This is a genomic window from Bradyrhizobium canariense (assembly GCF_018130465.1).
In the GTDB taxonomy this organism is placed as follows: domain Bacteria; phylum Pseudomonadota; class Alphaproteobacteria; order Rhizobiales; family Xanthobacteraceae; genus Bradyrhizobium; species Bradyrhizobium canariense_C.
Window position 1 is genome coordinate 100,829 of sequence record NZ_JAFCKJ010000004.1, and the last position, 22,097, is coordinate 122,925.

General features: G+C 64.9%; 22 protein-coding genes and 1 tRNA gene. 11 read left to right on the top strand and 12 right to left on the bottom strand.

The genetic code is table 11. The features are described from left to right. The first annotated feature begins 11 nt into the window (after positions 1–11). A complete protein-coding gene (locus JQ591_RS13730; RefSeq protein ID WP_211396546.1) occupies positions 12–485 on the top strand; it encodes a hypothetical protein in 474 nt (157 codons plus the stop codon). A gap of 3 nt (positions 486–488) precedes the next feature. Here the strand turns inward: JQ591_RS13730 and JQ591_RS13735 are convergent, their stop codons facing one another. Further along, a complete protein-coding gene (locus JQ591_RS13735; protein WP_211396547.1) occupies positions 489–1,088 on the bottom strand; it encodes a TetR/AcrR family transcriptional regulator in 600 nt (199 codons plus the stop codon). 110 nt (positions 1,089–1,198) lie between these two features. Here JQ591_RS13735 and JQ591_RS13740 point away from each other — a divergent pair, with 110 nt between their 5' ends. Further along, positions 1,199–1,576 (top strand): tautomerase family protein, encoded by a 378-nt coding sequence (locus tag JQ591_RS13740; RefSeq protein ID WP_211396548.1) that lies wholly within the window; start codon positions 1,199–1,201, stop codon positions 1,574–1,576. A gap of 10 nt (positions 1,577–1,586) precedes the next feature. Here the strand turns inward: JQ591_RS13740 and JQ591_RS13745 are convergent, their stop codons facing one another. Beyond that, positions 1,587–2,516, bottom strand: coding sequence for a CobW family GTP-binding protein (locus tag JQ591_RS13745; protein ID WP_211396549.1), 930 nt, complete (start codon positions 2,514–2,516; stop codon positions 1,587–1,589). Between the two features lie 3 nt (positions 2,517–2,519). Then, positions 2,520–4,010, bottom strand: a complete 1,491-nt coding sequence (locus JQ591_RS13750; protein ID WP_249136951.1) for an amidohydrolase family protein — start codon at positions 4,008–4,010, stop codon at positions 2,520–2,522. A gap of 1,005 nt (positions 4,011–5,015) precedes the next feature. On the opposite strand from JQ591_RS13750, the gene JQ591_RS13755 reads away from it, so the two are divergent. After that, the gene (locus tag JQ591_RS13755) at positions 5,016–5,969 is read left to right on the top strand and encodes an alpha/beta hydrolase (RefSeq protein WP_249136952.1); all 954 of its coding nucleotides are present in this window, start codon (positions 5,016–5,018) and stop codon (positions 5,967–5,969) included. A 109-nt stretch (positions 5,970–6,078) separates the two neighbouring features. On the opposite strand, the gene JQ591_RS13760 is transcribed toward JQ591_RS13755, so the two are convergent. Together JQ591_RS13760 and JQ591_RS13765 are read right to left on the bottom strand one after the other, a co-directional pair. Further along, positions 6,079–6,651 (bottom strand): cytochrome b, encoded by a 573-nt coding sequence (locus JQ591_RS13760; protein WP_211396551.1) that lies wholly within the window; start codon positions 6,649–6,651, stop codon positions 6,079–6,081. Positions 6,652–6,840: 189 nt separating this feature from the next. Then, a complete protein-coding gene (locus tag JQ591_RS13765) occupies positions 6,841–7,311 on the bottom strand; it encodes a hypothetical protein (protein WP_211396552.1) in 471 nt (156 codons plus the stop codon). Between the two features lie 251 nt (positions 7,312–7,562). On the opposite strand from JQ591_RS13765, the gene JQ591_RS13770 reads away from it, so the two are divergent. Genes JQ591_RS13770 through JQ591_RS13780 form a run of 3 tightly spaced genes read left to right on the top strand, consistent with a single transcriptional unit; the run spans position 7,563 to position 12,120 of the window. Beyond that, entirely contained in the window at positions 7,563–8,696 is a 1,134-nt protein-coding gene (locus JQ591_RS13770; RefSeq protein WP_211396896.1) for an efflux RND transporter periplasmic adaptor subunit, read from the top strand. After that, positions 8,696–11,773, top strand: a complete 3,078-nt coding sequence (locus JQ591_RS13775; RefSeq protein ID WP_211396553.1) for an efflux RND transporter permease subunit — start codon at positions 8,696–8,698, stop codon at positions 11,771–11,773. The genes JQ591_RS13770 and JQ591_RS13775 overlap by 1 nt, the downstream gene beginning before the upstream one ends. Further along, positions 11,770–12,120: a DUF3240 family protein gene (locus tag JQ591_RS13780; RefSeq protein WP_211396554.1), complete on the top strand. Its 351-nt coding sequence runs from the start codon at positions 11,770–11,772 to the stop codon at positions 12,118–12,120. The genes JQ591_RS13775 and JQ591_RS13780 overlap by 4 nt, the downstream gene beginning before the upstream one ends. Before the next feature lie 145 nt (positions 12,121–12,265). Here JQ591_RS13780 and JQ591_RS13785 read toward each other — a convergent pair. Both JQ591_RS13785 and JQ591_RS13790 read right to left on the bottom strand, forming a co-directional pair. Continuing rightward, positions 12,266–12,340: transfer RNA gene (locus JQ591_RS13785), tRNA-Glu, on the bottom strand. A gap of 223 nt (positions 12,341–12,563) precedes the next feature. Next, positions 12,564–12,908, bottom strand: coding sequence for a hypothetical protein (locus tag JQ591_RS13790; protein ID WP_211396555.1), 345 nt, complete (start codon positions 12,906–12,908; stop codon positions 12,564–12,566). On the opposite strand from JQ591_RS13790, the gene JQ591_RS13795 reads away from it, so the two are divergent. From JQ591_RS13795 to JQ591_RS13805, 3 genes are all read left to right on the top strand, one after another. Next, on the top strand, positions 12,907–13,914 hold the full coding sequence (locus JQ591_RS13795) for an RluA family pseudouridine synthase (RefSeq protein WP_211396556.1): 1,008 nt from the start codon (positions 12,907–12,909) through the stop codon (positions 13,912–13,914). The genes JQ591_RS13790 and JQ591_RS13795 overlap by 2 nt on opposite strands. Before the next feature lie 219 nt (positions 13,915–14,133). Next, entirely contained in the window at positions 14,134–15,033 is a 900-nt protein-coding gene (gene rpoH, locus JQ591_RS13800) for an RNA polymerase sigma factor RpoH (RefSeq protein ID WP_211396557.1), read from the top strand. A gap of 194 nt (positions 15,034–15,227) precedes the next feature. Continuing rightward, on the top strand, positions 15,228–15,569 hold the full coding sequence (locus tag JQ591_RS13805) for a hypothetical protein (RefSeq protein WP_211396558.1): 342 nt from the start codon (positions 15,228–15,230) through the stop codon (positions 15,567–15,569). A gap of 4 nt (positions 15,570–15,573) precedes the next feature. On the opposite strand, the gene JQ591_RS13810 is transcribed toward JQ591_RS13805, so the two are convergent. The 4 genes from JQ591_RS13810 to JQ591_RS13825 form a co-directional block, all read right to left on the bottom strand. Next, positions 15,574–16,200, bottom strand: coding sequence for a peptidoglycan recognition protein family protein (locus JQ591_RS13810; RefSeq protein WP_211396559.1), 627 nt, complete (start codon positions 16,198–16,200; stop codon positions 15,574–15,576). A gap of 34 nt (positions 16,201–16,234) precedes the next feature. Next, positions 16,235–17,446, bottom strand: coding sequence for a GGDEF domain-containing protein (locus tag JQ591_RS13815; RefSeq protein ID WP_211396560.1), 1,212 nt, complete (start codon positions 17,444–17,446; stop codon positions 16,235–16,237). 565 nt (positions 17,447–18,011) lie between these two features. Beyond that, positions 18,012–18,623 (bottom strand): LysE family translocator, encoded by a 612-nt coding sequence (locus JQ591_RS13820; RefSeq protein WP_007596605.1) that lies wholly within the window; start codon positions 18,621–18,623, stop codon positions 18,012–18,014. 56 nt (positions 18,624–18,679) lie between these two features. Beyond that, positions 18,680–19,054 (bottom strand): response regulator, encoded by a 375-nt coding sequence (locus JQ591_RS13825; RefSeq protein ID WP_211396561.1) that lies wholly within the window; start codon positions 19,052–19,054, stop codon positions 18,680–18,682. Between the two features lie 130 nt (positions 19,055–19,184). Here JQ591_RS13825 and JQ591_RS13830 point away from each other — a divergent pair, with 130 nt between their 5' ends. After that, positions 19,185–20,015 (top strand): SDR family NAD(P)-dependent oxidoreductase, encoded by an 831-nt coding sequence (locus JQ591_RS13830; protein ID WP_211396562.1) that lies wholly within the window; start codon positions 19,185–19,187, stop codon positions 20,013–20,015. 81 nt (positions 20,016–20,096) lie between these two features. On the opposite strand, the gene JQ591_RS13835 is transcribed toward JQ591_RS13830, so the two are convergent. After that, positions 20,097–20,903, bottom strand: coding sequence for a lytic murein transglycosylase (locus tag JQ591_RS13835; protein ID WP_211396897.1), 807 nt, complete (start codon positions 20,901–20,903; stop codon positions 20,097–20,099). Positions 20,904–21,077: 174 nt separating this feature from the next. On the opposite strand from JQ591_RS13835, the gene JQ591_RS13840 reads away from it, so the two are divergent. After that, complete coding sequence (locus tag JQ591_RS13840) at positions 21,078–22,010, top strand: OmpA family protein (protein WP_433995203.1); 933 nt, start codon at positions 21,078–21,080, stop codon at positions 22,008–22,010. Positions 22,011–22,097 lie beyond the last annotated feature (87 nt).

A 22,097-nucleotide genomic window follows, 5' to 3' on the forward strand; every position in this document is an offset into this window, starting at 1 on the left:
CGAGATCGTTCATGATGCAGGATAGCTGTGGCTCTGTGCCCGTCACCGAAGCCGGCCAGGCGCGGCTGTGTCCGCTCCAGGCCGCGCTTGCGACGCGGCCCTGCGTCGAAAGCTACGATGATTTCTGCCGCGTCACGCTCTCGCTGTTCCGGTTCATCGGCGCGGCCTATGCCACCGGCGCGTCCGATTGCTGGGAGGCGGCCTATCGCTTTGCCGACGAGGCACCTGATATCGCCGACAGCCCGCTGCTGGTCGCACGCGTTGCCGCGCTCGTCAGAATCCTGCGCAGCGGCCGGCCATGCCAATTGTGCTTCATGCCGCCCTCATGCCGGCGCCTGTCGAAGGACGAGGCAGAATTGATGCGACTGCTGGCGGTGGCGCGCGGCAATCGGCCGGGTGAGCTCTTGTCTGCCGTCAGCCAGTTCGTGGGCAACGAGAACGGGATTGCGACAACGAGGGCAGTCAACGCGCTCGCGTTCTGCTGACGGCTAGCGGTCCTTCTTGTCGAGCACGAGATCGATGGTGTGGGCGGCGATCTTGCGCAGCTGCGGCTCGTCGCCGAAGGCGCGTTCGAGCACCGCGAGGCCGCGCGTCACCGTGACGATGTGCAGCGCCGCGGCCGCTGAATTGCCGCTGAATTCGCCGCGCGCGGCGCCCGCCGACAATGTATCCCGAACCAGAGCGGTGATGCGCGAGACGAGGTTCGCGAAGGCCTGGCGCGCCTCCTCATCCAGCCCCTCGCCTTCGGCCGCGCCGAGCTCCATCAATCCGCGCGTGGTCGGGCATCCCCGCGGCGGCGAGCCGGAGCGGAAATTCGTGATGGTGAGGTCGAAGAAGGCGGTGAGGCGCTTGCGCAATGAGCCGGCACCGAGCGCCTTTTGCAGGGCGACGAGATAGTCGCCGGCGTAGCGCTCATAAGCCTGGAGGAACAGCGCCTCCTTGCTGCCGAAGGCGTTGTAGAGGCTGCCGCGCTGGACACCGGCGTCGCGCGCGATGTCCGACAGCGAGGTGCCGCGCACGCCCTTGCGCCAGAACTGGTCGAACGCGATGCGCAGAACGTCGTCATGGTTGAACTCGCGCGGCCTCAAGCTCTGCTCCTGTCGGGAATATTTGACACGGTGTCAAAAACATGTTTTCTAGACGCTGTGTCAAAAACAAATTGGGGCCGACGCCTCCTTTCGTCAACGGGGAATTCGCGATGCCTTTCCTTCACATCTCGATGCGCGCCGGAAAGCCGGAGGCCTACCGGCAGGCAATCCTCGACGGCCTTTACCGCGCCATGCGCGAGGCACTGAACGTCCCTGAAGGCGACGAGTTCATGACCATCAGCGAGCTCTTGCCTGCGAACTTCCGCTGCGGCAATGCCTACGGCGTCAACCGCAGCGACGACGCCGTGCTGATCCAGATCACCGTGTTCGCCTCGCGCACCCCTGAGCAGAAGCAGGCCCTGTACCGGCGGATCGCCGACCTGCTCGGCGAAAACCCGGGCATCCGCCCCGAGGACGTGTTCATCAACGTGCTCGATGCGCCCGCGGAAAACTGGTCCGTCGGCCACGGCATCGCGCAATTTGCGTGAGGCGGCAGCTTCACCGATCCGCAACGCACGTCTCCATGATCCCATCGAGCTCCGCCTTCGAGAGCACCCCGAGCTCGGCGATGAAGACGATGCGTGCGCGCGGCACGCCCGGCGTCGGCGCTTCGCCGGGGGCGAGCGTGGCGCGGCCGGCGGCGAATTGAAACACCATCTGGCGCCCGGGCTGCTCGACGGTCTCGAACAGGCCTTTTGCCCGCGCCAGCTTTGGCGCCAGCCGACCGATCGCCTGCTGCAGGCGCGGCAGCGAGATCGGCTGGTCCGACGTCCAGCTCAGCGTTTCGAAGCGTTGCTCCGCCGGACGTTTCGGTCCGGGCTCGCGTAGCGCGGGGGCGCGATCGGCGGTCGCGGGGAACAGCAGCGCGGACGGAATCTCGCCGTGCTGCGCATCGACCACCGCGGCCGGGACGCGCTGCGCGCGGATGGCCTGCCGCATCCGCGCGCCCGCGCCCTCGTCCGCCAGATCCAGCTTGCTCAACGCCACGATGTCGGCGACGCGCAGCTGCGAACGGTGCAGCGCGTCCTCAAGGGCGGCCGGCGATGTCGCCGCGTCGATCACGCAGAGCACGGTCTCAAGCGGCGCCTCGCGCAGGATCACGGGGTCCATCAGGTTACGGACGATGTCGGCGGGATCGGCGACGCCGCTGGTCTCGATGACGATGTACTCCGGCTTCGGATCACGCCGCAGCAGCGTCGAGAGCGTGCGCAGGAGGTCGCCTTCGAGCGAGCAGCAGATGCAGCCATTGGCGAGGCTGACCACGCCGTCGCTCGCGCCCGCGATCAGCTCGGCATCGATGTTGATCGCGCCGAAATCGTTGACGATTGCGGCGATCCGCCGCCCCTCCGCATGCGCCAGCAGATGGTTCACGACAGTGGTCTTGCCGGCCCCCAGAAAGCCCGTCACCAGGAGAATGGGGACCGGCATGGATCAGCCCCCGACGACGGGGCGGCGCACGGGACGGCCGGGCCGCGCCGCCACATCCAGCACGCCGTCGCTGATCAACGGTTGGCCGCTGACGATGAGATGCCGCACGCCTTCGGAGGGGCGGTTCATCGCCGTGAAGGTCGCGCGATCGCTGAGCTTCTCGTAGTCGAACACGACGATGTCCGCATCGGCGTCCTTCGTGAGCCGGCCCTTGGCGCGCATCGCGGGTGTGCTCTGCGACAGGATCTCCGCCGGGATCAGCGCGCATTTGCGCACGCCTTCGAGCAGCGACACGGTCTTGCGCTCGCGCACCCATTCGCGGATGAATTTCGTGAAGCAGCCCGCCGAGCGCGGATGCGAGGTGGCGTCATCCGGCAGCGGCCAGGCGTCGCCGGTGTAGGTCTTGCCGTCCGACGTCGTCCACGGCATCGCGTCGGAGGCGATCGCGCCGCCGGGATAGAGCACCGACATGTCGAGCAGGTCGCGATGATGCGCATTGTTCTCGGTGTCGAGGATGTGCCACAGCACCAGCGACGACGGTTCTTCGGCCTGCGCCTTCAAGAGCTCCTCGCGATCGCTGAAGCGATGGCCATCGGTCACCCGCTGCACGGAATCGTAGCCGGTGCCGTTGCGCTCGACGAATTCGGGGTCGCTGAAGAAGGCAGCCGCCAGCACGGTCGAGCCGGTGCCGTAGGGATAGGCCTCGACCGTGATGGGCAGGCCCTGCGCCTGCGCCTTCGCGATCAGCACGCGGCAGCGCTCGACGTCGGTCTTGCTCGACGAGTTGAAATGGCAGATGTGCATGTGCGCACCGGTGGCGCCGGCATAGCCGATCAGGCGGATATAGGCTTCCGCCGCGCTCTCGGGGTCGACGCGCGACATGTAGGCGACATGGGTGAAGGTCGGCACGTCCTGCGCGGCCGCGAGCTGGCAGACCGCGGTCAGCTCCTGCACGCCGGCGCCCGGCGCATAGGCGTTCAAGATGCCGATGCCGATGCCGCCCTCGTTCAGGCCGCGCGAAAGGCGATCGAGAATGCCGGCGACCTCCGAATCGCTCGCCACGTTGTCCATCCAGCGGCGATCGCGCATGGCATTGCCGAACGCCTCCAGCGAGCTCTCCGCATTGGAGCCGGTCATCGCGCCAATGCGCGCGAAAGCCCAGTTGGTGGCGGCGCCGTAGTTCAGCACGCGCCCCTTCCGCGCCTGGCGCTCATACCAGGACCCGACGGGCAGCACGCCGGCTTCGAGATCGAGCGTCGTCGTGACGCCGTCGAACGCCTGCATGCGATCCGCAGGCAGCGACTGGCCATGCGCATGAAGGTCGATGAAGCCGGGCGCGACCACGAGCCCGGTGGCGTCGATCGTCCGCTCCGCGCTTCCGAGCCCCGTTCCGACGGCGGCGACCTTGCCGTCCACCACCGCTATGTCGCCGATGGCGTCCATTCCGCTGGCGGGATCCACCACCCGGCCGCCAGAGATCACCAAACCGCTCATATCAAAACTCCTCCGCGCTGAATTCGCATCAAGGCAGATTCCGGGAGGTACGACCACCTCCACCGAAGCCGACGCATCATGCTCGCACGGAAGATCATTTCGCTGGTAAATTGTGGACAGCCGCTTGCAGTCTCGCGGCAAGTTTTGCCCGAGCTATGCTTCTGTCGACACCCTCTCCAAAGAAAGGGCGCAGGGAAGACCGGGCGCCGGCTGGCACCCATAAAAACCCCCATGCGAACTGATTGCACACGCAATGCACAGGGGAGACACAGGGCAGCCGAGACCAGGCCTTCCCTGCGCGATGGTTTGACGGCCTATGCCGCGCTCTCCCCGGAGACGAGTTCCTTCTTGCCTCCGTCACCTCCGCGAAATACACGGCACCGCGCCGGTTGACGCAATGACGCCTTCGCAAAGGCTTGACCGTAGCAACGACGGCCAGGACCACACGGTTTCGCCGTACGCGAGCTGACCCTGCTTCGCCAAGAGGCTTCGCAGGGCACGGCCCTGCTCCGTCAAAGGCTCCGCAAAGCTTGGGCGCCGTCCGTCGATGCGGTCCGTAGCGCGCTCACGAGGTTCATCTCGCCCTGCACGCAACAATCCCGCCTTTAACGCCGCCCGCGTCCACCGCAACCCAGCCCGCGTTCGTGACGACGTACGACCGCCCCTTTTGTGGGCTGGGATGGCCGACACATACGACAAATCCGAATTTCGGTAAAGTGGAATATTTTTGCGGGAGGGGATTGACGTCGAGTTGAAGCTGTTTTGCCCGACGGGCGATTGGTCCAATCGACGTAACTCTAGACGGACCCGCGGAGGTGATGGACCCAAGGCCATACAATGCACCGCGAAGCAGCTCCGCCGTCTTCTCGCCCCCATTGTCATTCAGGAAGTTAGATGGGGCGCTACGGTGGACAAAGTTCCCAAAGGTTTCGTGTGATCGCTCGACGTCATCTGCAACGCGACCCTCGTCATTCTATTTCGCGCCGCGCTCTCCTCGGCGGATTTATGTCGGCAGGGACCGCCCTCGCGCTCGGCGGATGCGCCGGCTTGGGTGCGACCGGGGCGCGTTTCGACGCGTCATCGCTATCCCTTGACCCCACATTGCTCGTCACCACCACGCGCAAGCCGGTGAACGGCGGTCGCACGAAGCCCTGGTTCGGGCCGGAGCGCGCGACGACCATGACAGTCGCGCGGGCGAAGCTGGTGGCGCCGGACGAGAGCCGCCTTTCTCTGGCCTCAGTTGGACTTGGCGATTGGCGCCTTGACCGGGTCGAACCGGTGTCGGCCGACGTTGGCGATCTCGTCGCGCAGGCCGGCGGAGGAGACGTGCTGATCTACGTGCACGGCTTCAAGCAGACGTTCGAGACGGCGGTGCTGGATGGCGCCCATCTCTCCGATGGGATCAAGTTCCGCGGCCGGACCATGGTGTTCTCCTGGCCTTCCAAGGCAGGACTGTTCGACTATGCCTATGACCGCGACAGTGCGATGTGGTCCCGCGACGAGTTCGAGCGCGTGCTCACCGCACTCGTGTCGGCGCCAGGCACCGGCCGCGTGAACATCGTTGCGCACAGCATGGGAACCATGCTGTCGCTCGAAAGCCTGCGTCAGCTCTATGCGCGATACGGCGACACAGTGACGAGCAAGATCGGCGCGGTGGTGTTTGCCGCGCCTGATATCGACATGGATGTGTTCTCGTCAGCGATCCAGCGCATCGGTCCGCTTGCGGGCAAAATCACCGTGATCGCCGCAACGAACGATCGCGCCCTGGCGCTGTCGGGACAGATCGCAGGTGGAATGACCAGGGTAGGCGCCGCCGAAAAAGCCGTCATCGCGCGGCTCGGCGTACGCGTGGTCGATGCGTCAGCGGAAGGCTGGGGCATCATCAACCACGATCTGTTTCTGTCGAATGCAGAAGTACAGCGGGTGATCCGCCGCTCGATCGACGGCACGATCGCGTAAGAGAACGCCCGCACCGAGCCGTGCGAACTGCGCACGCGCATCGCCGGCAGGTCAACTCCGAGAAGCAACTCATCGATCATTGGACGTTCGGCGGCGGCGTCCCAATCCATCAGCTGGGCCGGACGTTCCGGGGCAGCATGCGAACCAGCGTGCGATCACGAAACACCAAGTGATGGATTAGCGCAGCGGCCGCATGGAAGGCTGCGAGGATCACCAGTGCGTGAGCAAGAATTTCATGGACCTCCTTCACATTGTGGGCGAAGGCGCGATCTTTAAGCCATGGCGATGGAACTTCAGCCAGGCCAAATAGCGAGAGCGCATCACCACGCGCAAATTGCAATATGATCCCAACGACTGGGACGGCGACCAACAACGCATAAAGGGCCAAGTGCGCGATCCGGGAAGCGGAATCCAGCCACTTGCCCATCCATGCGCCAAATTCGGTCGCTTCCAGCGGCGGAGGCGGATCGACCAGTCGCCAGATCACACGCGCCACCAGAAAAGCGAGGATCGCGACCCCGGCGGAAATGTGAACAAAGAGGCCGGCATCACGGGGGCCTCCTTTCGGCAGCACGTCGCCGAAAATTCCAAGCCCCCAAGCGAGAGCAACGAGGAAGACCGTCAGCCAATGCAAAGCTTGCGGAATCGCGCCGTAGTCTTTCGTTGAATTGGAGAGCTGCATGTCGGCCCCTCTTTAGAAGTTTGCTTGGACGTGATCAGGATTCGTTGACTTGGATCGAGAAGTCGCCAGCAACTGACGTCGGCGACCGCGCAGATCGTCTATGCCGATCTTGGGTCAGCTGACCGCGCCGCAAAGATTATGTCAGATCAGACAGGTGCGACGTAACGCGTCGTCAGCTGTGTACCTCCATCACTCGGCAAATCGGCCGCCATTCCACCGGAGCGATCTGATCTTGCCGCTCACGCCGGATATTTCGACCGCGGCAGTGTCCTGATCGCTGATCAGGCGGATGTCGCGGGCGTGCACGGCGAGCACCCGCCGATAGCGTCCATGGGTCGCGACGTACACTTCGTGCAGGCAGCCGGTGGCGTCGCAATGCACCGATTTGTTGCCGCATCGAAAATCATCGAAATGCAGGGCGACGAACCGCGCTCCGGGAACAGTCAGATACAGCGCAAATTGCCGGGCGGCAGCGAGCGGCTCGCCGCAGGCGGCCTCCCATTTCTGCACTTTGGCGCGAATTTCAGGCGCCAGATTTTGCAGATGCGCGGGATTCCAGCGATTCTCGGCCACCCCGCCATGGGGCAATGCAGGCTGAAGCATGCCCGCCAGGCCCATCAGCGCAATTGCAATCGTCGAAACGAATTTACCCGGCTTCACGGCTTGCTTCCCGAGTCTGAAGGCATCGACGTTCTTTTTCGCGCATCCGCGGCGAACGGTGATTGACGCAGATCAACTCGACAACGCTTGAGGAGCTACCAGGCGCGAACCAGTCGCAACTGCTCACGACGGATCAGGACGGTTTGATGGAAATCAAGCCGCGGGAGCGTGCACGGAATATCTGAACGGGGGTGGCCGCGCGACTTCGTGACGCCGCCGGCCTACATGATCTCTTGCTGAGTTTTCTGCCGATGCATCTTTGCCAGGTGATCCTGAATCCGTACCCACGGCGGTTGGCTTGCGCCATACTCTGCCTCGCGCTGGCTGGCCACGTCACCACGTCGTTTGCGGAAGACGTGGTAAAGGTCAGTCCGGCGCAAATGCGAAGCCTCGGCGTGCGCGTCACGCATCCGGTCTCCAGCCGAACCGATCAGACGCTGCCTTATCCGGCCCAGATTGTGATCCCCACGCCGCAATTGTGGGTCGTTAGTGCTCCGGCGGCCGGTATGATCGCAGGTCTATCGGTGGCCCGTGGCGACCGGGTCACCTCGGGCCAGCGACTCGTCACCCTGCAAAGCCCGAGCTTCGTGTCGCTGCAGCGCGACTATCTGCATGCCATCGCGCAGGACGTTCTGGCTGCGCAGCAGTTGCGACGAAACACCGAATTGTTCGAAGGCAAGGCGGTGCCACAGCGCGTGGTGGAGGCCAGCCAGACCGAGGCGCGGCAGGCCAGCATTGCTGTTGCCGAACGCCGGCAGATGCTGAGGCTCAGCGGCCTCTCGGATGCGGATGTTTCGCGCCTGACCGATGAAGTGGCGATCACGGCGACACTTTCCGTCGCGGCGCCCGAGCCGGCGACGGTCGTTGAACTTGCGATCTCACCCGGCCAGCGGGTGGAGCAATCGGCGCCGCTCGTCAAGCTCGCGCGGCTGTCGCCGCTATGGGCCGAGATTGCGATTCCCGGGTCGAGCATCCGCGCCATTCGCACGGGTGCCAAAGTGGAAGTCGAAGGTTACGCGACGCCGGGCCACGTCGTGCTGGTATCGGAAACGACCGACGCTGCGACCCAGACGGTGCTGGTGCGGGCGGAACTGCCCAATAATGGTGAACTGCGTCCGGGACAGACCGCTGCGGTACGGATCAATTTTCTTTCCCCCGGCGAAAGCGCCTGGGAAGTTCCCTACAGCGCGGTGGTTCGGCGCGGCGAGGCCGCCTCGATCTTTGTCGCCATCGACGGCGGCTTCCGGCTGATCCCGGTCACGCTGCTTGCCGAGGACCAGAACCACATGGTGGTCGCGGGCGAGCTCAGCGACAAGAACGAGGTGGCGATCAGCGGTATTTCCGCGCTGCGCGGCATTCTGGTGGGCCTTGGAGCTGGCAATTGATGCTCGAACGTCTGGTCGGCTTTGCGCTGTCGCAGCGCCTGTTTGTCGGCTTGAGCGTGCTGTTGCTGATCGGAGCCGGCTTCGTCGTTCTACCGGGCCTGCCGATCGACGCCTTCCCCGACGTCTCGCCTGTTCAAGTGAAAATCATCATGAAGGCGCCGGGCCTCACCCCGGAGGAGGTCGAACAGCGCATCACTGTTCCGATCGAACTGGAATTGCTGGGCCTGCCGAACAAGAAGATCCTGCGCTCGTCGACCAAATACGCGCTTGCCGATATCACTGTCGATTTCGAGGACGGCACCGACATCTACTGGGCGCGCAATCAGGTCACCGAACGTCTCTCCAACATTGCGCGCGATCTGCCTGAGGGCGTCAACGGCGGCCTGACGCCGATCACGAGCCCGCTCGGCGAAATGTTCATGTTCACGATCGACAGCCCCGAGCTGTCGCTGGCGGAACGGCGCACGCTGCTCGATTGGGTGATCCGCCCGGCGCTGCGGACAGTGCCGGGCGTCGCCGACGTCAACGCGCTCGGCGGTTATGTCCGGGCCTTCGAGATCGTACCGCTCAACGATGCGCTGGCGGCGCGCGGCATTTCGTCTGAATTGTTTCGCCGCGCCGTGGAGGCCAATAGCCGTAACGACGGCGCCGGCCGCGTCAACCAGGGCGAAGACAGCGCGCTGGTCCGGATCGAGGGCAGTATCCGCTCCATCGACGACATTCGCGCGATCGTGGTCGACACCCGCGACGGCATCCCGATCCGGGTCAACGACGTCGCTCGGGTCCAGGTCGGCTCGCTGACGCGCTATGGCGCCGTCACGATCGATGGCCGCGGCGAGACGGTCGAAGGACTGGTGCTGAGCCTGCGCGGCGCCAACGCCGGCCAGCTCGTGCACGACGTCCGCCAGCGGCTGGAGGAACTACAGCCCTCGCTGCCGAAAAGCGTTTCCATCAACGTCTTCTACGATCGGAGTCGGCTGGTCGGCCGTGCCGTCGGCACCGTCGTTCGCGCCCTAGGCGAAGCCACCGTCCTCGTCGTCGTCCTGCTGCTGCTGTTCCTCGGCAACTGGCGGGCGTCGCTGGTGATCGCACTCAGCCTGCCGCTCGCCATCGTCATGGCGCTGATCGCCATGCGCGCCGTCGGCATGTCCGCCAATTTGATGAGCCTCGGCGGGCTTGCGATCGCAATCGGCCTGCTGATCGACGCGCTGGTGGTCGTGGTCGAGAACATCGTCGGCAACCTCAGCAAGGCGACCAGCGGTGCGCCGCCGCCGCTGGTCCATACCGTGTTTCGATCCGTGTGCGAGGTACTGGAGCCGGTCGCTTCGGGTGTGTTGATCATCATCATCGTCTTCGTTCCGCTGCTCACGCTGCAGGGGCTCGAGGGCAAATTGTTCATCCCGGTAGCGCTGGCCATCATCTTTGCGCTGGCCGGCTCGCTATTGTTGTCGCTCACCGTGATTCCGGTCGCGACCTCGTTTCTCCTCAAATCAGTCCCGCATCACGAGCCGTGGCTGATCCGGTCCGCCTCGCGCCTCTATGCACCGGCGTTGGTCTGGGCACTCGCCAACGAGCGCAAGGTGATGATCGCGGCCGGGGTGGCTCTCGTCGCGGCGGGCCTTGCCTATACTCAGCTCGGCAAGACCTTCATGCCGACGATGGACGAGGGCGACATCATCGTCAGCGTCGAGACCCTGCCCTCGGTCAATCTCGACGAAGCGCTCGCCCTCAATGCGAGAATTCAATCGGCGATCCTGGCCAAGGTGCCCGATGTCACCGGCATCGTCGCGCGCACGGGCTCGGATGAACTTGGCCTCGATCCGATGGGGCCCAACCAGAGCGACACGTTCCTGGTCTTGAAACCCGTCGAGGAGCGGAAGACGTCGAACAAGTCGGTACTACTGCAGCAACTCCGCGAGGTGCTCGCCGAGTTTCCGGGCGTGTCGCTGAGCTTTACCCAACCGATCGACATGCGCGTGCAGGAGATGATCAGCGGCGTGCGTGGCGACGTAGCGGTCAAGCTCTTCGGCCCCGACATTGCAAAACTGAACGAGATCGCGGCCAGGCTGTCGGCGATCCTGTCCGGGATTGACGGCGCCGAGGACGTGTACACGACGCTGAATGAAGGCGCGCAATATTATACGATCGCGATCAACCGGATGGAGGCCGGGCGCCTCGGCCTGACCGTGGACGCGGTTGCCAACGCGTTGCGTACCCAGATCGAGGGCCGAACGATCGGTACCGCATTGGAAGATGGCCGCCGCACGCCGATCCTGGTCCGCGGCAGCGAGCAGACCCGCGAGGCTCCGACGCTCTTGGGCAGCCTGCCGCTGACGCTGGCATCCGGACAGCACGTCGCGCTGTCGCAGGTTGCCCGCATCCATCGGGTCGACGGCCCCGTCAAGATCGACCGCGAGGACGGCAGCCGGATGAGCGTGGTTCGGGCCAATGTCCGCGGCCGCGACATGGTGGGCTTCGTCGAGGCAGCGCGGCAGAAGGTGACGGCGGAGATCACGCTGCCGCAGGGCTATCGGCTCACATGGGGCGGCCAGTTCGAAAACCAACAGCGCGCCGCCGCGCGTCTGTCGATTGTCGTGCCGGTCGCCATCGGGCTTATCTTCGTTCTGCTCTTCACCACTTTTGGTTCGATCCGTCAGGCGCTGCTGGTGCTGGTCAATATTCCCTTCGCGCTGATCGGCGGCGTCTTTGCCCTTGTCCTGGCCGGCGAGTATCTTTCCGTTCCAGCCTCGGTCGGATTCATCGCACTGCTCGGCATCGCCGTATTGAACGGCGTCGTGCTGGTCTCCTATTTCAACCAGCTGCGCGCTCACGGCCTGCCGCAAGACGATATCGTCACCCAAGGCGCCAGGCGCCGGCTGCGGCCGGTGCTGATGACCGCCAGCATCACAGCGCTCGGACTAATCCCGCTGCTGTTTGCGACCGGACCCGGATCCGAAATCCAGAAGCCGCTGGCGATCGTGGTGATCGGCGGGCTGCTGTCGTCGACGGCGTTGACCCTCATTCTGCTGCCGATCCTCTATCGCCGCTTTGGCGGCGTCGCGAAGGCTGCCAAATGACTGCTGAACTCGTTTGTCTGACCCTGATTGCATCGCGCCAGTTTCGCCAGGAACTATTCGATTATCTCACCGCGCAAAGCGATCTGGTGCCCGGCTTCACCGCATCCGATGCCGCCGGACACGGCGAGACGGTGCGATTATTGACGCCGGCGGAACGCGTGAAGGGTCATGCCGATCAGGTGCTGGTACGGATCGTCCTCAAGAAGGTGGGCGCCGAGCAACTGCTCGTCCGGCTGAGGACGGCGTTTGCCGGATCGCAGCTGGTCTATTGGATGATGCCAGTTGTGGAGTTTGGCGTGGTCGACGGGTATTCCGCCAGTCATTCGCACCCGTCATTGGACCCGTAGAGACACCTCGGGCGATCGGATCGCGAACGGCAAATTGTGACGGCGCAAAATGGCAGGCTCGGCTGATGCCTGCACGGTCAATCAGTTGTCGTGCAACATGGCATTCCCGCACTGGAGCGCCATCGTACAATCAATGTGGTGGATTTGGCGCTCCCTAGGGGAATCGAACCCCTGTTTCAGCCTTGAGAGGGCCGCGTCCTAACCGCTAGACGAAGGGAGCGTGAGGGAGAGGACATAGCCTCGAATTTTGCCGGCGGCAAGCGGGGATCGCGGGGTTTCAAACGCTCAATCGGCGTCGTCCTGGTGCGGGCCAAGACCCATTACCACCGAATGCGGATGGTTAAGGCGGATCGGAACGGCGATCTCGTTCACGCGACCGGATCGGTGGTTATGGGTCCTGGCTTTCGCCAGGACGACGATGGCGGCGAGTTCCGGGGCCGCCCCTACGGCTCATTGGCAAATTTCAGCTTTCCGGCCGGCTTCAGGGTGTGGGCGTCGAAGGTGCGGATCTCGGTGACCCCGCCGACATCGAGCGTGACCACGAGCCGGTCGCCCGCGACCCCGGTCGAGACGATCCTGGCGCCCTTGGGCAGGGTGGCGATGACGTCGCCTGCCGGCTCCGGCGCCCTTCCCTCGGACTTGAAAAGGCGGTAGCCCACCGCGATCAGGACGGCGCAGATTGCCAGCGCCGTGGTCAACCCCGCGATCAGCATCATCCGTCGCACCCGCGCGAACAGCGCGGCCTGCTCGGGGCTCGGTTCGGGAACAGCGGTATCAGACGTCGTCATGGAAAATTTTGGCTCTGCGCAAAGGTTGGAGGTTGTCGTCGAGGGCTCCGAGGGCTCGACCCGGCTCGACCGCGTGCTGGCGGTGCACCTTGCCGAGCTGTCGCGATCGAGGCTGAAAGCCCTGATTCTGGCGGGCGCGGTGAGCCTCAGGGACGCCGCGATCCGGGACCCCGCTTATCACGTCGCATCCGGCGATACGATCACAATCGACGTGCCGGAAGCGGTCCCGCCGGAGCCGAAAGGCGAGGATATCGCCCTCGACATCGTGTTCGAGGACGACGACATCGTCGTCCTCAACAAGCCGAAGGGGCTGGTGGTGCACCCCGCGGCCGGCCACGAGACCGGCACGCTGGTGAACGCGCTGATCGCCCATTGCGGCGGCTCGCTGTCGGGCATCGGTGGCGTCCGCCGGCCCGGCATCGTGCACCGGCTGGACAAGGACACCACCGGGCTGATGGTGGTCGCCAAGAACGACCTCGCGCATGCCTCGCTGACCGCGCAATTCGCCGACCACGGCCGCACCGGGCCGATGCGCCGCGGCTACATGGCCTTCGCCTGGGGGCTGCCGGGCCGCCATCGCGGCACCGTGGACGCGCCGATCGACCGCCACCCGCATGCGCGCGAGAAGATGGCGGTGCGCCAGGGCGGCCGCGAGGCCGTGACGCATTGGGAGCTTCTGGAGAGTTTTGCCGGGCGCGACGGCAAGCCGATCGCGACGCTGCTGGCCTGCGAGCTCGAGACCGGGCGCACCCACCAGATCCGCGTCCATCTCGCCCATATCGGCCACCCCCTGATGGGCGATGCCGTCTACGGCCCGCATTTCAAGACCAAGGCGAACCAGCTGGGCCCCGAGTCGCAAGGAGCCCTCGCCGCGCTGGGGCGGCAGGCCCTGCACGCTTACCTGCTGGTATTGGAGCACCCGAGGACGGGAGAATTACTCCACTGGGAGGCGCCTCTGCCGGAGGATTTGCTTCTCCTTCAAGGTGCCCTGAAAGCGGCGCTATGACGCAGGCCGCTTCAGAAAGGCTTTACATTACAAAAAGTTATAGCTGCCACACGGGGACGTGACGTCAGCAATCCTTCCCTTTTTGCCCCCCGATGGGGTATATTGCGTCTGCGTTGAAATGACCAACGCGGAACATCGCAGCACCGACCGGCTTTAACCAAGCGGTCGTCTGCCTGGCCCGCCGCTATCGGGGGCCTGAACCTGTTTGGAGGGCGCACTATGGCCCGTACCGCTGCACTGCCGGTCCTTAATGGCGAATCCGGCCTTTCCCGTTACCTCGGCGAAATCCGCAAGTTTCCGATGCTGGAACCCCAGCAGGAATACATGCTCGCCAAGCGTTGGCGCGAGCACGACGATCGCGACGCCGCTCATCAACTCGTCACCAGCCATCTCCGTCTCGTGGCCAAGATCGCCATGGGCTATCGCGGCTACGGCCTGCCGATCTCCGAGGTCGTCTCGGAAGGCAATGTCGGCCTGATGCAGGCGGTGAAGCGGTTCGAGCCCGAGAAGGGCTTCCGCCTCGCCACCTACGCGATGTGGTGGATCAAGGCGTCGATTCAAGAGTACATCCTGCGTTCCTGGTCGCTCGTGAAGATGGGCACCACCGCGAACCAGAAGAAGCTGTTCTTCAACCTGCGCAAGGCGAAGAGCAAGATTTCCGCGCTGGACGAAGGCGATCTCCGCCCCGACCAGGTGGCCATCATTGCCAAGCGTCTCGGCGTCACGGCTCAGGACGTGGTCGACATGAACCGCCGCCTCGGTGGCGACGCGTCGCTCAACGCACCGATCCGCGACGACGGCGAAGCCGGCGAATGGCAGGACTGGCTGGTCGACAATTCGCCCAACCAGGAAGCCATGCTGGCCGAGCACGAGGAGTATGATCACCGCCGTGACGCCCTGAACGGCGCCATGGGCGTGCTCAACCCGCGCGAACGCCGCATCTTCGAGGCCCGCCGCCTCGCCGATGAGCCGATGACGCTGGAAGACCTTGCTGCCGAGTTCGGCGTGTCGCGCGAGCGCGTCCGCCAGATCGAGGTCCGCGCCTTCGAGAAGGTGCAGTCCGCGGTCAAGGGCACGATTGCAAAGGCCGAACAGGCCGCGCTGGAAGCCGCGCTCTAAGCGCGGTTGCTTCCGGCGCCAGAGATTGGCGGATCGACAAGAGACAGAAAGCCGGCGGCAACGCCGGCTTTTTTGTTTGCGTGTGAGGTGCAGCATGTTCGCAGGGGACGAAGGGCAGGCATCTTGAACCCGCACCGCCGGTCGACCGACCCAAAGACATCGGACCGACAGCACCAATTGGACGGACACAGACCGTGTCGATCATCCTGCAATCCACCGTGGGCGGCTTCTCCGCCCAGTTCATGCGCAAGCTGCCGCTGGTCGAGCAGGCGATGCGCGAGCACGGGCTCGAGCCGTCGGAGTTCGTGATCTCGAAGGACTATGCCTCGACCGCGACGATCCCGCTCATGGGTCCGTTCTTCTTCAATTACAGCGTCTTCTTCGGCGAGGAAAAATTCACCGTCACCGAGCCGAACGACATGGTGTTCCTGGATTACTTCTTCAAGCGCGTGCTGGCGGCGGATGGCCCGCCGGAGATGCCGCGACGGACGGGATTGATCCGCAGGTTTTTCGGCTGGATGTCGCAGCCGGTGTAGCCCGTCATTCCCCCCAAATCCGCGCCAGCGTCGCGAGCCAGCAGCCTTCGCAATAGCGCGCGTCCTTGTAGTCGATCCAGTTGTGCGCATAGACGTGGTCGAGCGGGATGCCGTAGCGCGCGCGCAGGACCTGGACGAGGATCTTCCACGCCGCGACCTGCGCCGTGGTCGGGCCCGTCGTGACGTCGGGATAGTTGCCGGCGAACTCGACGCCGATCGAATTGTCGCGCACCACCTGGCGATAGGTCGGCTTGTTGTCGATGTACTTGTTGTCGTTGCGGTTGGCGCCGTCGCCATGGGTCGGCACCAGGTTTTCCGCGACCGCCCAATAGACGGTGCCGTCGGTCTCGACCCACAATGTGACGCCGCGACGCGTGGGATTCTTCGCTTGCGCCTGCGCGCCGCCGCGCGCCGAGCCCGCCGGCCCCTCGGTCTGGTGCACGATGATGTTGCGCCAGGGGTTTGCGTTGCCGACGTCGCCCCATGGCGCCAGCCACACCATCTTCAGGCCGGGAATGTCGGGTGTGCCGGAGGCGCGCGCGAGCTTTGCGAGCTCGGCGTCGGTCGCGGCGGCGGGTGCGATCAGGAAGAGAGTGGCGAAAGCGGCCGCGAGCAGGCGAGAGATCATCATGTGGGTCCAGTGCGGACCTGACGTTAGCACGACCTTACGCGAATTTGCGCGCGGCCCTGCCCGAACCGATCGGCTCCGGCGAGAGCGGCGGCGCCGGATCGTAGACGGCAAAGTCGTTCTTGCCGTTCTTCTTGGCCGCATAGAGCGCGTGGTCGGCATGCGCGATCAGGCGGTCCGGAAACTGGCCGACGCCGCGGTCCCACTGCGCCACCCCGATCGAGATCGCGATCGGGATGTCGACGCCGGTGCAGTTGACGGCATCCTGGCGGCAGACCTCGAGCACGCGGCGGGCGATCGCAGCCGCCTCGCGCAAGGTCGACGACGGCAGCACGACGCAGAATTCGTCGCCGCCGGTGCGGGCGAGCATGTCGCCGGGCCTTAAGCGCGTCTGCGCCATCAGGGTGAAGTGCTGGAGGCAGGCATCGCCCGCGGCATGGCCATGGGTGTCGTTGATGGTCTTGAAGCCGTCGAGATCGATCACCAGCAGCGAGAACGGCTCGCTGCTGCGCTCCGAGCGGGCGCATTCCTCGGTCAGGCGCTGCAGCAGATGGCGCCGGTTGGCGACGCCGGTGAGATCGTCGAGCAGCGCGAGGTCGGCGACCTCGTTGCGCAGCCGGTCCATCGCCATCAGCAGGAAGCCGAAATTGAGCGTCATCGACAGGAACAGCAGCCCCAGCACCATCACGGCGTGGGACTGACCGCCGGCGACCGAGGAGAAATCGCCGCCGAGCAGATTGCCGATCGCGCGGGCCGCGAAGATCGCGATGATGGTGATGATCACGATGCCGGACAGCCGGGCCCCCGGACTGGCGCGGCCTTCCGGCGGCGACAGCAGCAAACGCAACGACAGCGCCAGCGGCAGCGCCTGACCGAGCGAGTAGCTGAGCATGCGCAGCTGCATGTGCTCGTAGCCGACCATGAAGAACACGACGCCACTGAGGCTGAAGATCGCCGTCGCGGCCATGACGCGCCACGACACCGGCCGATCGTAGAAGCGCTGAATACCCATGGCGGCCAGGCAGCTCGCCGCGATGATGCCGACCGCCCCGAGCAGAAGCGGGACGGGAGAGACGACGAAGAGGCGGATCAAGGCCGCCATCGCGCCGGTGGCGCCGACGAAGGCCGACGCCATCCAGAACCGTGCGGCCGCGAATTTCGGATAGGAGCGGGTCACGTAGGCCCAGATCAGGCCGAGCGCCAGGAAATTGACGACGAACACCGTCCAGAGTGTCGGCACGTTCAGCATGGCGCGCGCCGCACGCGCAGCGTCGCGCCCTCTGTCCCTGCCAGCCGTCCGTCCATGACCCCATCCCCGTTTCTTACGGGGAACAATGCGGCCGCCGCGCTTAACGGAGTCTCACTGCGTTCCGCGAAAGCGTGCCTTTGGTTTTGGATTCATGAACGGCTGACGCCGTTGTCGGATCGTTAGGCATGCCGGCGATGCGGATTCGCGAGCCAAAATCACCCGAAAATGCATCTGAGCTGTGGATAACGCGATGACACGGATGTGACAGCGCGGGGCAGAAGCGCGCGAATCTGCTGAGCTTGTCATCGAGGATGTTGCGAGGCTGGCCCTCCGCCGAGCATCCCTCGTGTCGCGTTTCACCATTAACCCTTAAGAGGATCCTATGGCTAAGAAAGCGAAGAAGGCGAAGAAGGCGACGAAGAAGAAGGCCAAGAAGGCAGCGAAGAAGAAGTAACGAGGCTTCTTATTCTTTGCCCGGGTGGAGTTCGCTCCGCCCGGGCTTCAGGTGGGGTCGAGAGATCGAAGGTGGCGGGCGCAAGGCCCGCTTTTTTATTGGCTGGAGAACCTAGCGCTCCGCGAACGCCAGCTTGGCGCCGAGCGCGGCGAAGCCGGCGGCAAAACTCCGCCGCAGCCAGGCCATGACGCGCGGGCGGGAGATGACGCGCTCGCGCACCGAGGCTGCACAGAGGCCGTAAACCACGAACACCGCAAACGTCATCGCCATGAAGGCGCCGCTCAATTCCAGCATCCGCGCCAGCACATGGGCTTCGTCCGCGGCGATGAACTGCGGCAGGAAGGCAAGGAAGAAGATCGACAGCTTTGGATTGAGGATGTTGATCAGGAAGCCGGTCACGATCACGCGGCCAACCGAACGCTCGCGGATCTCGCCGTCGACCGCCAGCGCGCCGGTCTCGCGCAGCGCCTGCCAGGACATGTAGAGCAGGTAGGCGACGCCGCACCATTTCAGCGCGGCGAAGGCCAGCGCGCTGGTGTGGAGCACGGCGGCGAGCCCCAGCATCGCGGCCGTCATGTGCGGCACGATCCCGAGCGTACAGCCGAAGGCGGCCGCGATGCTCGCGCGCGAGCCGCGTGTCAGCGCGGCGGCCAGCGTGTAGAGCACGCCGGTGCCGGGCGAGGCGACCACGATGAGCGAGGTGAGCAGGAAAGACAAGGTCATGGACAGACCTTATCACCGCGCCCCGGACCACGAAAGCCGGCCTGCCGGATCGACCGTCAGGACAGCTGCGCGATCTCGGCCTCGCGGAGCACGTCGAGCGGGGCCCATGGTTTGGCCCAGAATTTCGCGCCGTTGGGCAAGGGCTGCATCAAGGGGCGGCCGGAGGTGACGACGATGTCGAGCTTCGGGTTGCGGTCCTTGGCGACGTGCGCGAGCTCGACCCCGGTCATGCGCCCCGCAAGCTGCACGTCCGTCAGCAACAGGCAAAGCGTGCCGGCGCTCTTGTCCAGCACCCGTTCGGCAGCCTCGGCGCTCTCGCACTGGATGACGTCGTAGCCGCTTTCTTCGAGAAGAAGACTGAGCATCTCCCTCTGCATGAGGTCGTCTTCCACAATCAGTGCGGTTGCTCGAAACGGCTTTGCTTGTCCCATCGGCGGCTCCCAATGCTGCCTGTCTCTACCAAGTAACGTACGTTAAGGTGGGGAACAGCCATGCGGTTCGGTTCCAATATGAAAAAATGTAAATCATAGTTCCGCATCGGGGACTTGACGGGGGGATATCATGACAGCGATCCGCGGCGCCGCCGCCATCTCCGGAGCGGCAAGCGGCATCGGCCGCGCGCTGGCGAGCGAGCTTGCGCGGCGCGGCTGCGATCTCGCGCTCGCCGATCGCGACGAGGCCGGGCTGAAGACGCTCGCGGCCGAGATCGGAGCCCCATGCAAGGTCAGCCTGCATCGCGTCGACGTCAGCGAGCCCGGCGACATCGCGCAGTTCGCGACCGAGGCGACCACAACGCATCCCGCGCTCGGCATCGTCGTCAACAATGCCGGCGTGGCGCTGATGGGCTCGTTCGAGGAGATCGACCAGGCGCAGATGGATTGGCTGTTCGACATCAATTTCTGGGGCGTGGTGCACGGCACGCGCGCCTTCCTGCCGCATCTGAAGACGATGAGCGAGGCGCACATCGTCAACCTGTCCTCGATCTTCGGCATCATCGCGCCGCCGGGACAGTCGGCCTATGCCGCGGCGAAATTCGCGGTGCGCGGCTTTTCCGAGAGCGTGCGGCACGAGCTTGCGATGGCGGGAAGCCCTGTCAAGCTGTCGGTCGTGCATCCCGGCGGCGTCGCCACCGCCATCGCGCGCAATTCGCGCACCGGGGTCGGCGTCACCGACAATGCGCGCCGGTCACAATCGATCGAGCGGTTCGAGAACGCGGCAAAGACCACGCCGAAGGACGCTGCGCTGCGCATCATCAAGGGCATCGAGAGAAACGAGCCGCGCATCCTGATCGGCAACGACGCCCGCTTCATGGATCTCCTGCAGCGCTTCCGCCCGGGAACGTACTGGGCACCGTTGCAGCGCAAGCTGGAGAAGATGGCGAAGGGGAGCTAGCCGCGTGGCACGACAGCGCCGCCTCGCTTTCAACGTCGTCCCGGCGAAGGCCGGGACGAGTGCGGAGAGACATCACGCCCCTCACTGCCCCGCCAGCCGATCGGCGAAATACCCGATCGTCTTGCGGTAGATCACCGCCCTGTTCCATTCGCGCATCGCCTCGAAATTGGCGGTGCCTTCGCCGTAGGGCTGGCCCATCTTGAAGCCGCTGGTGTGGAGCAGGTTCGCGGTCGAGGCGAGCACGTCGGGGACGCTGTGGCGGAGGTCGACGTGGCCGTCGCCATCGAAATCGACGCCGTACTTGATGTAGGACGACGGCAGGAACTGGGTCTGCCCGATCTCGCCGGCAAAGGCGCCGATGAGGTCGCGCAGCGGCAGGTCGCCGCGCTGCACGATCTTCAGCGCGGCGAGCAGCTCGCCCTGGAACAGCTCCGTGCGGCGGCAATCATGCGCGAGCGTCGCCAGCGTGCGGACCACCGGCATCTTGCCGATGTCGCCCTTGCCGAAATCGCTCTCCAGGCCCCAGATCGCGATCAGGATATAGCGGGGCACGCCGAACTGTTGCTCGATGCGCGACAGCAACGCGGCGTGACGCTGCAACAGTGCCTTGCCGCCGTTGATGCGGCCGGGGCCAACGCGGGTCGAGACATACTGCTCAAAACTCTTGTTGAAGGTGTAGCGCTGGCGCCGGTCGAAGGCGAGCACCGTGCCGTCAGGGGTCACGCCGCTGAGCGCTGCGTTGGTCGTGCTCGCCGAGACACCGGCCGCCTGCGCCTCCGAGGCCATGCTGGCAACGAAGCTGTTGAAGTCGCCGCCGCAGCGCGCGGCGTGCGCCGAGCCACCGGCCAGCGAGAGGATGAAGGCGGCGGCCAAGCCTCGTCCAAGCATCAAGGCGTGTCTCAGCATGCGGGAAAATCCTTTGAAATCATGCGCAGAAATCAGTGGCCAATCATGCCCGGGAACAGGATTCGCGTCAAAGCGGCAAAACCTCGCCAGAACCGAACCCGCCATGGGCGCGACTAAGGAGCAGCGCTCCCCCGTCCCCAACCGATCGAGATGACCATGCCCATTCCCTGCCGGATGCTTGCTGTCCTCGCTTTGCTCTCGCTCCACACCGTTACGGCCGACGCGCAGACGCGCGATGTCGCAGGCAGCCGCGACTATCCCGGCATCGGCCGGTTCGCCGGCAGCGTCATCACCGGCTATGTGATGAAGGATTTTGACGCGGCGCGGATGCAGGCCGCGGCCTTCAAGGACGGCCAGCCCGTCGATGCGCGGCGGCTCGAGGGCCGCGTCTTCCGCATCGCCTATCGCACCAATCCCGGCCCCTCGATCCTGGAGGTGTCGCGCAATTTCGAGACGCAGCTGGCGAAAGCCGGCTTCGAGACCCTGCTCGCCTGCGACACCGATGCCTGCGGCGCGATTCCCTTTACCGAAGCCATCGACACGCTGCCGGTCCCGCAGATGTGGGTCGATGGTTTCAACTACCGTTACTACGCCGGCCGCAAGACCGAAGGCGGGCGCGAGACTTTTGCCAGCGTCATCGTCAGCCAGAACAACCAGGACATCACCGCGCAAGTCACCGTCGCCGAGCTCGGCGCCATCGCGAACAAGATGGTGGACGCCGCCGCGATGGCGAAGGGGCTTGGCGAGACCGGCCACATCGCGCTCTACGGCATCTATTTCGACACCGACAAGGCCGTGCTCAAGCCGGAGAGCCGCCCGACGCTGGAGCAGATCGCAAAGCTGCTGTCGAGCCAGCCGCAGCTCAACGTCTTCATCGTCGGCCACACCGACAGCCAGGGCGCCTATGAGTACAATCTCGACCTGTCGACGCGACGCGCCGAAGCAGTCGCAGCCGAGCTGGTGAAGAGTTTTCGCATCGCGCAGCCGCGATTGCGCACCGCCGGCGTCGGCTTGCTGGCACCGGTCGGCTCCAACACATCGGACGCCGGCCGCGCGCTCAACCGGCGGGTGGAGCTGGTGGCGCCGTGAGAACGGTGCATGCGCTCAAAGCACGTCAACATCACGGACGCACATGGCGTGAGATCGACGAGCACGGAACAACGTGAAGTGCGGAAC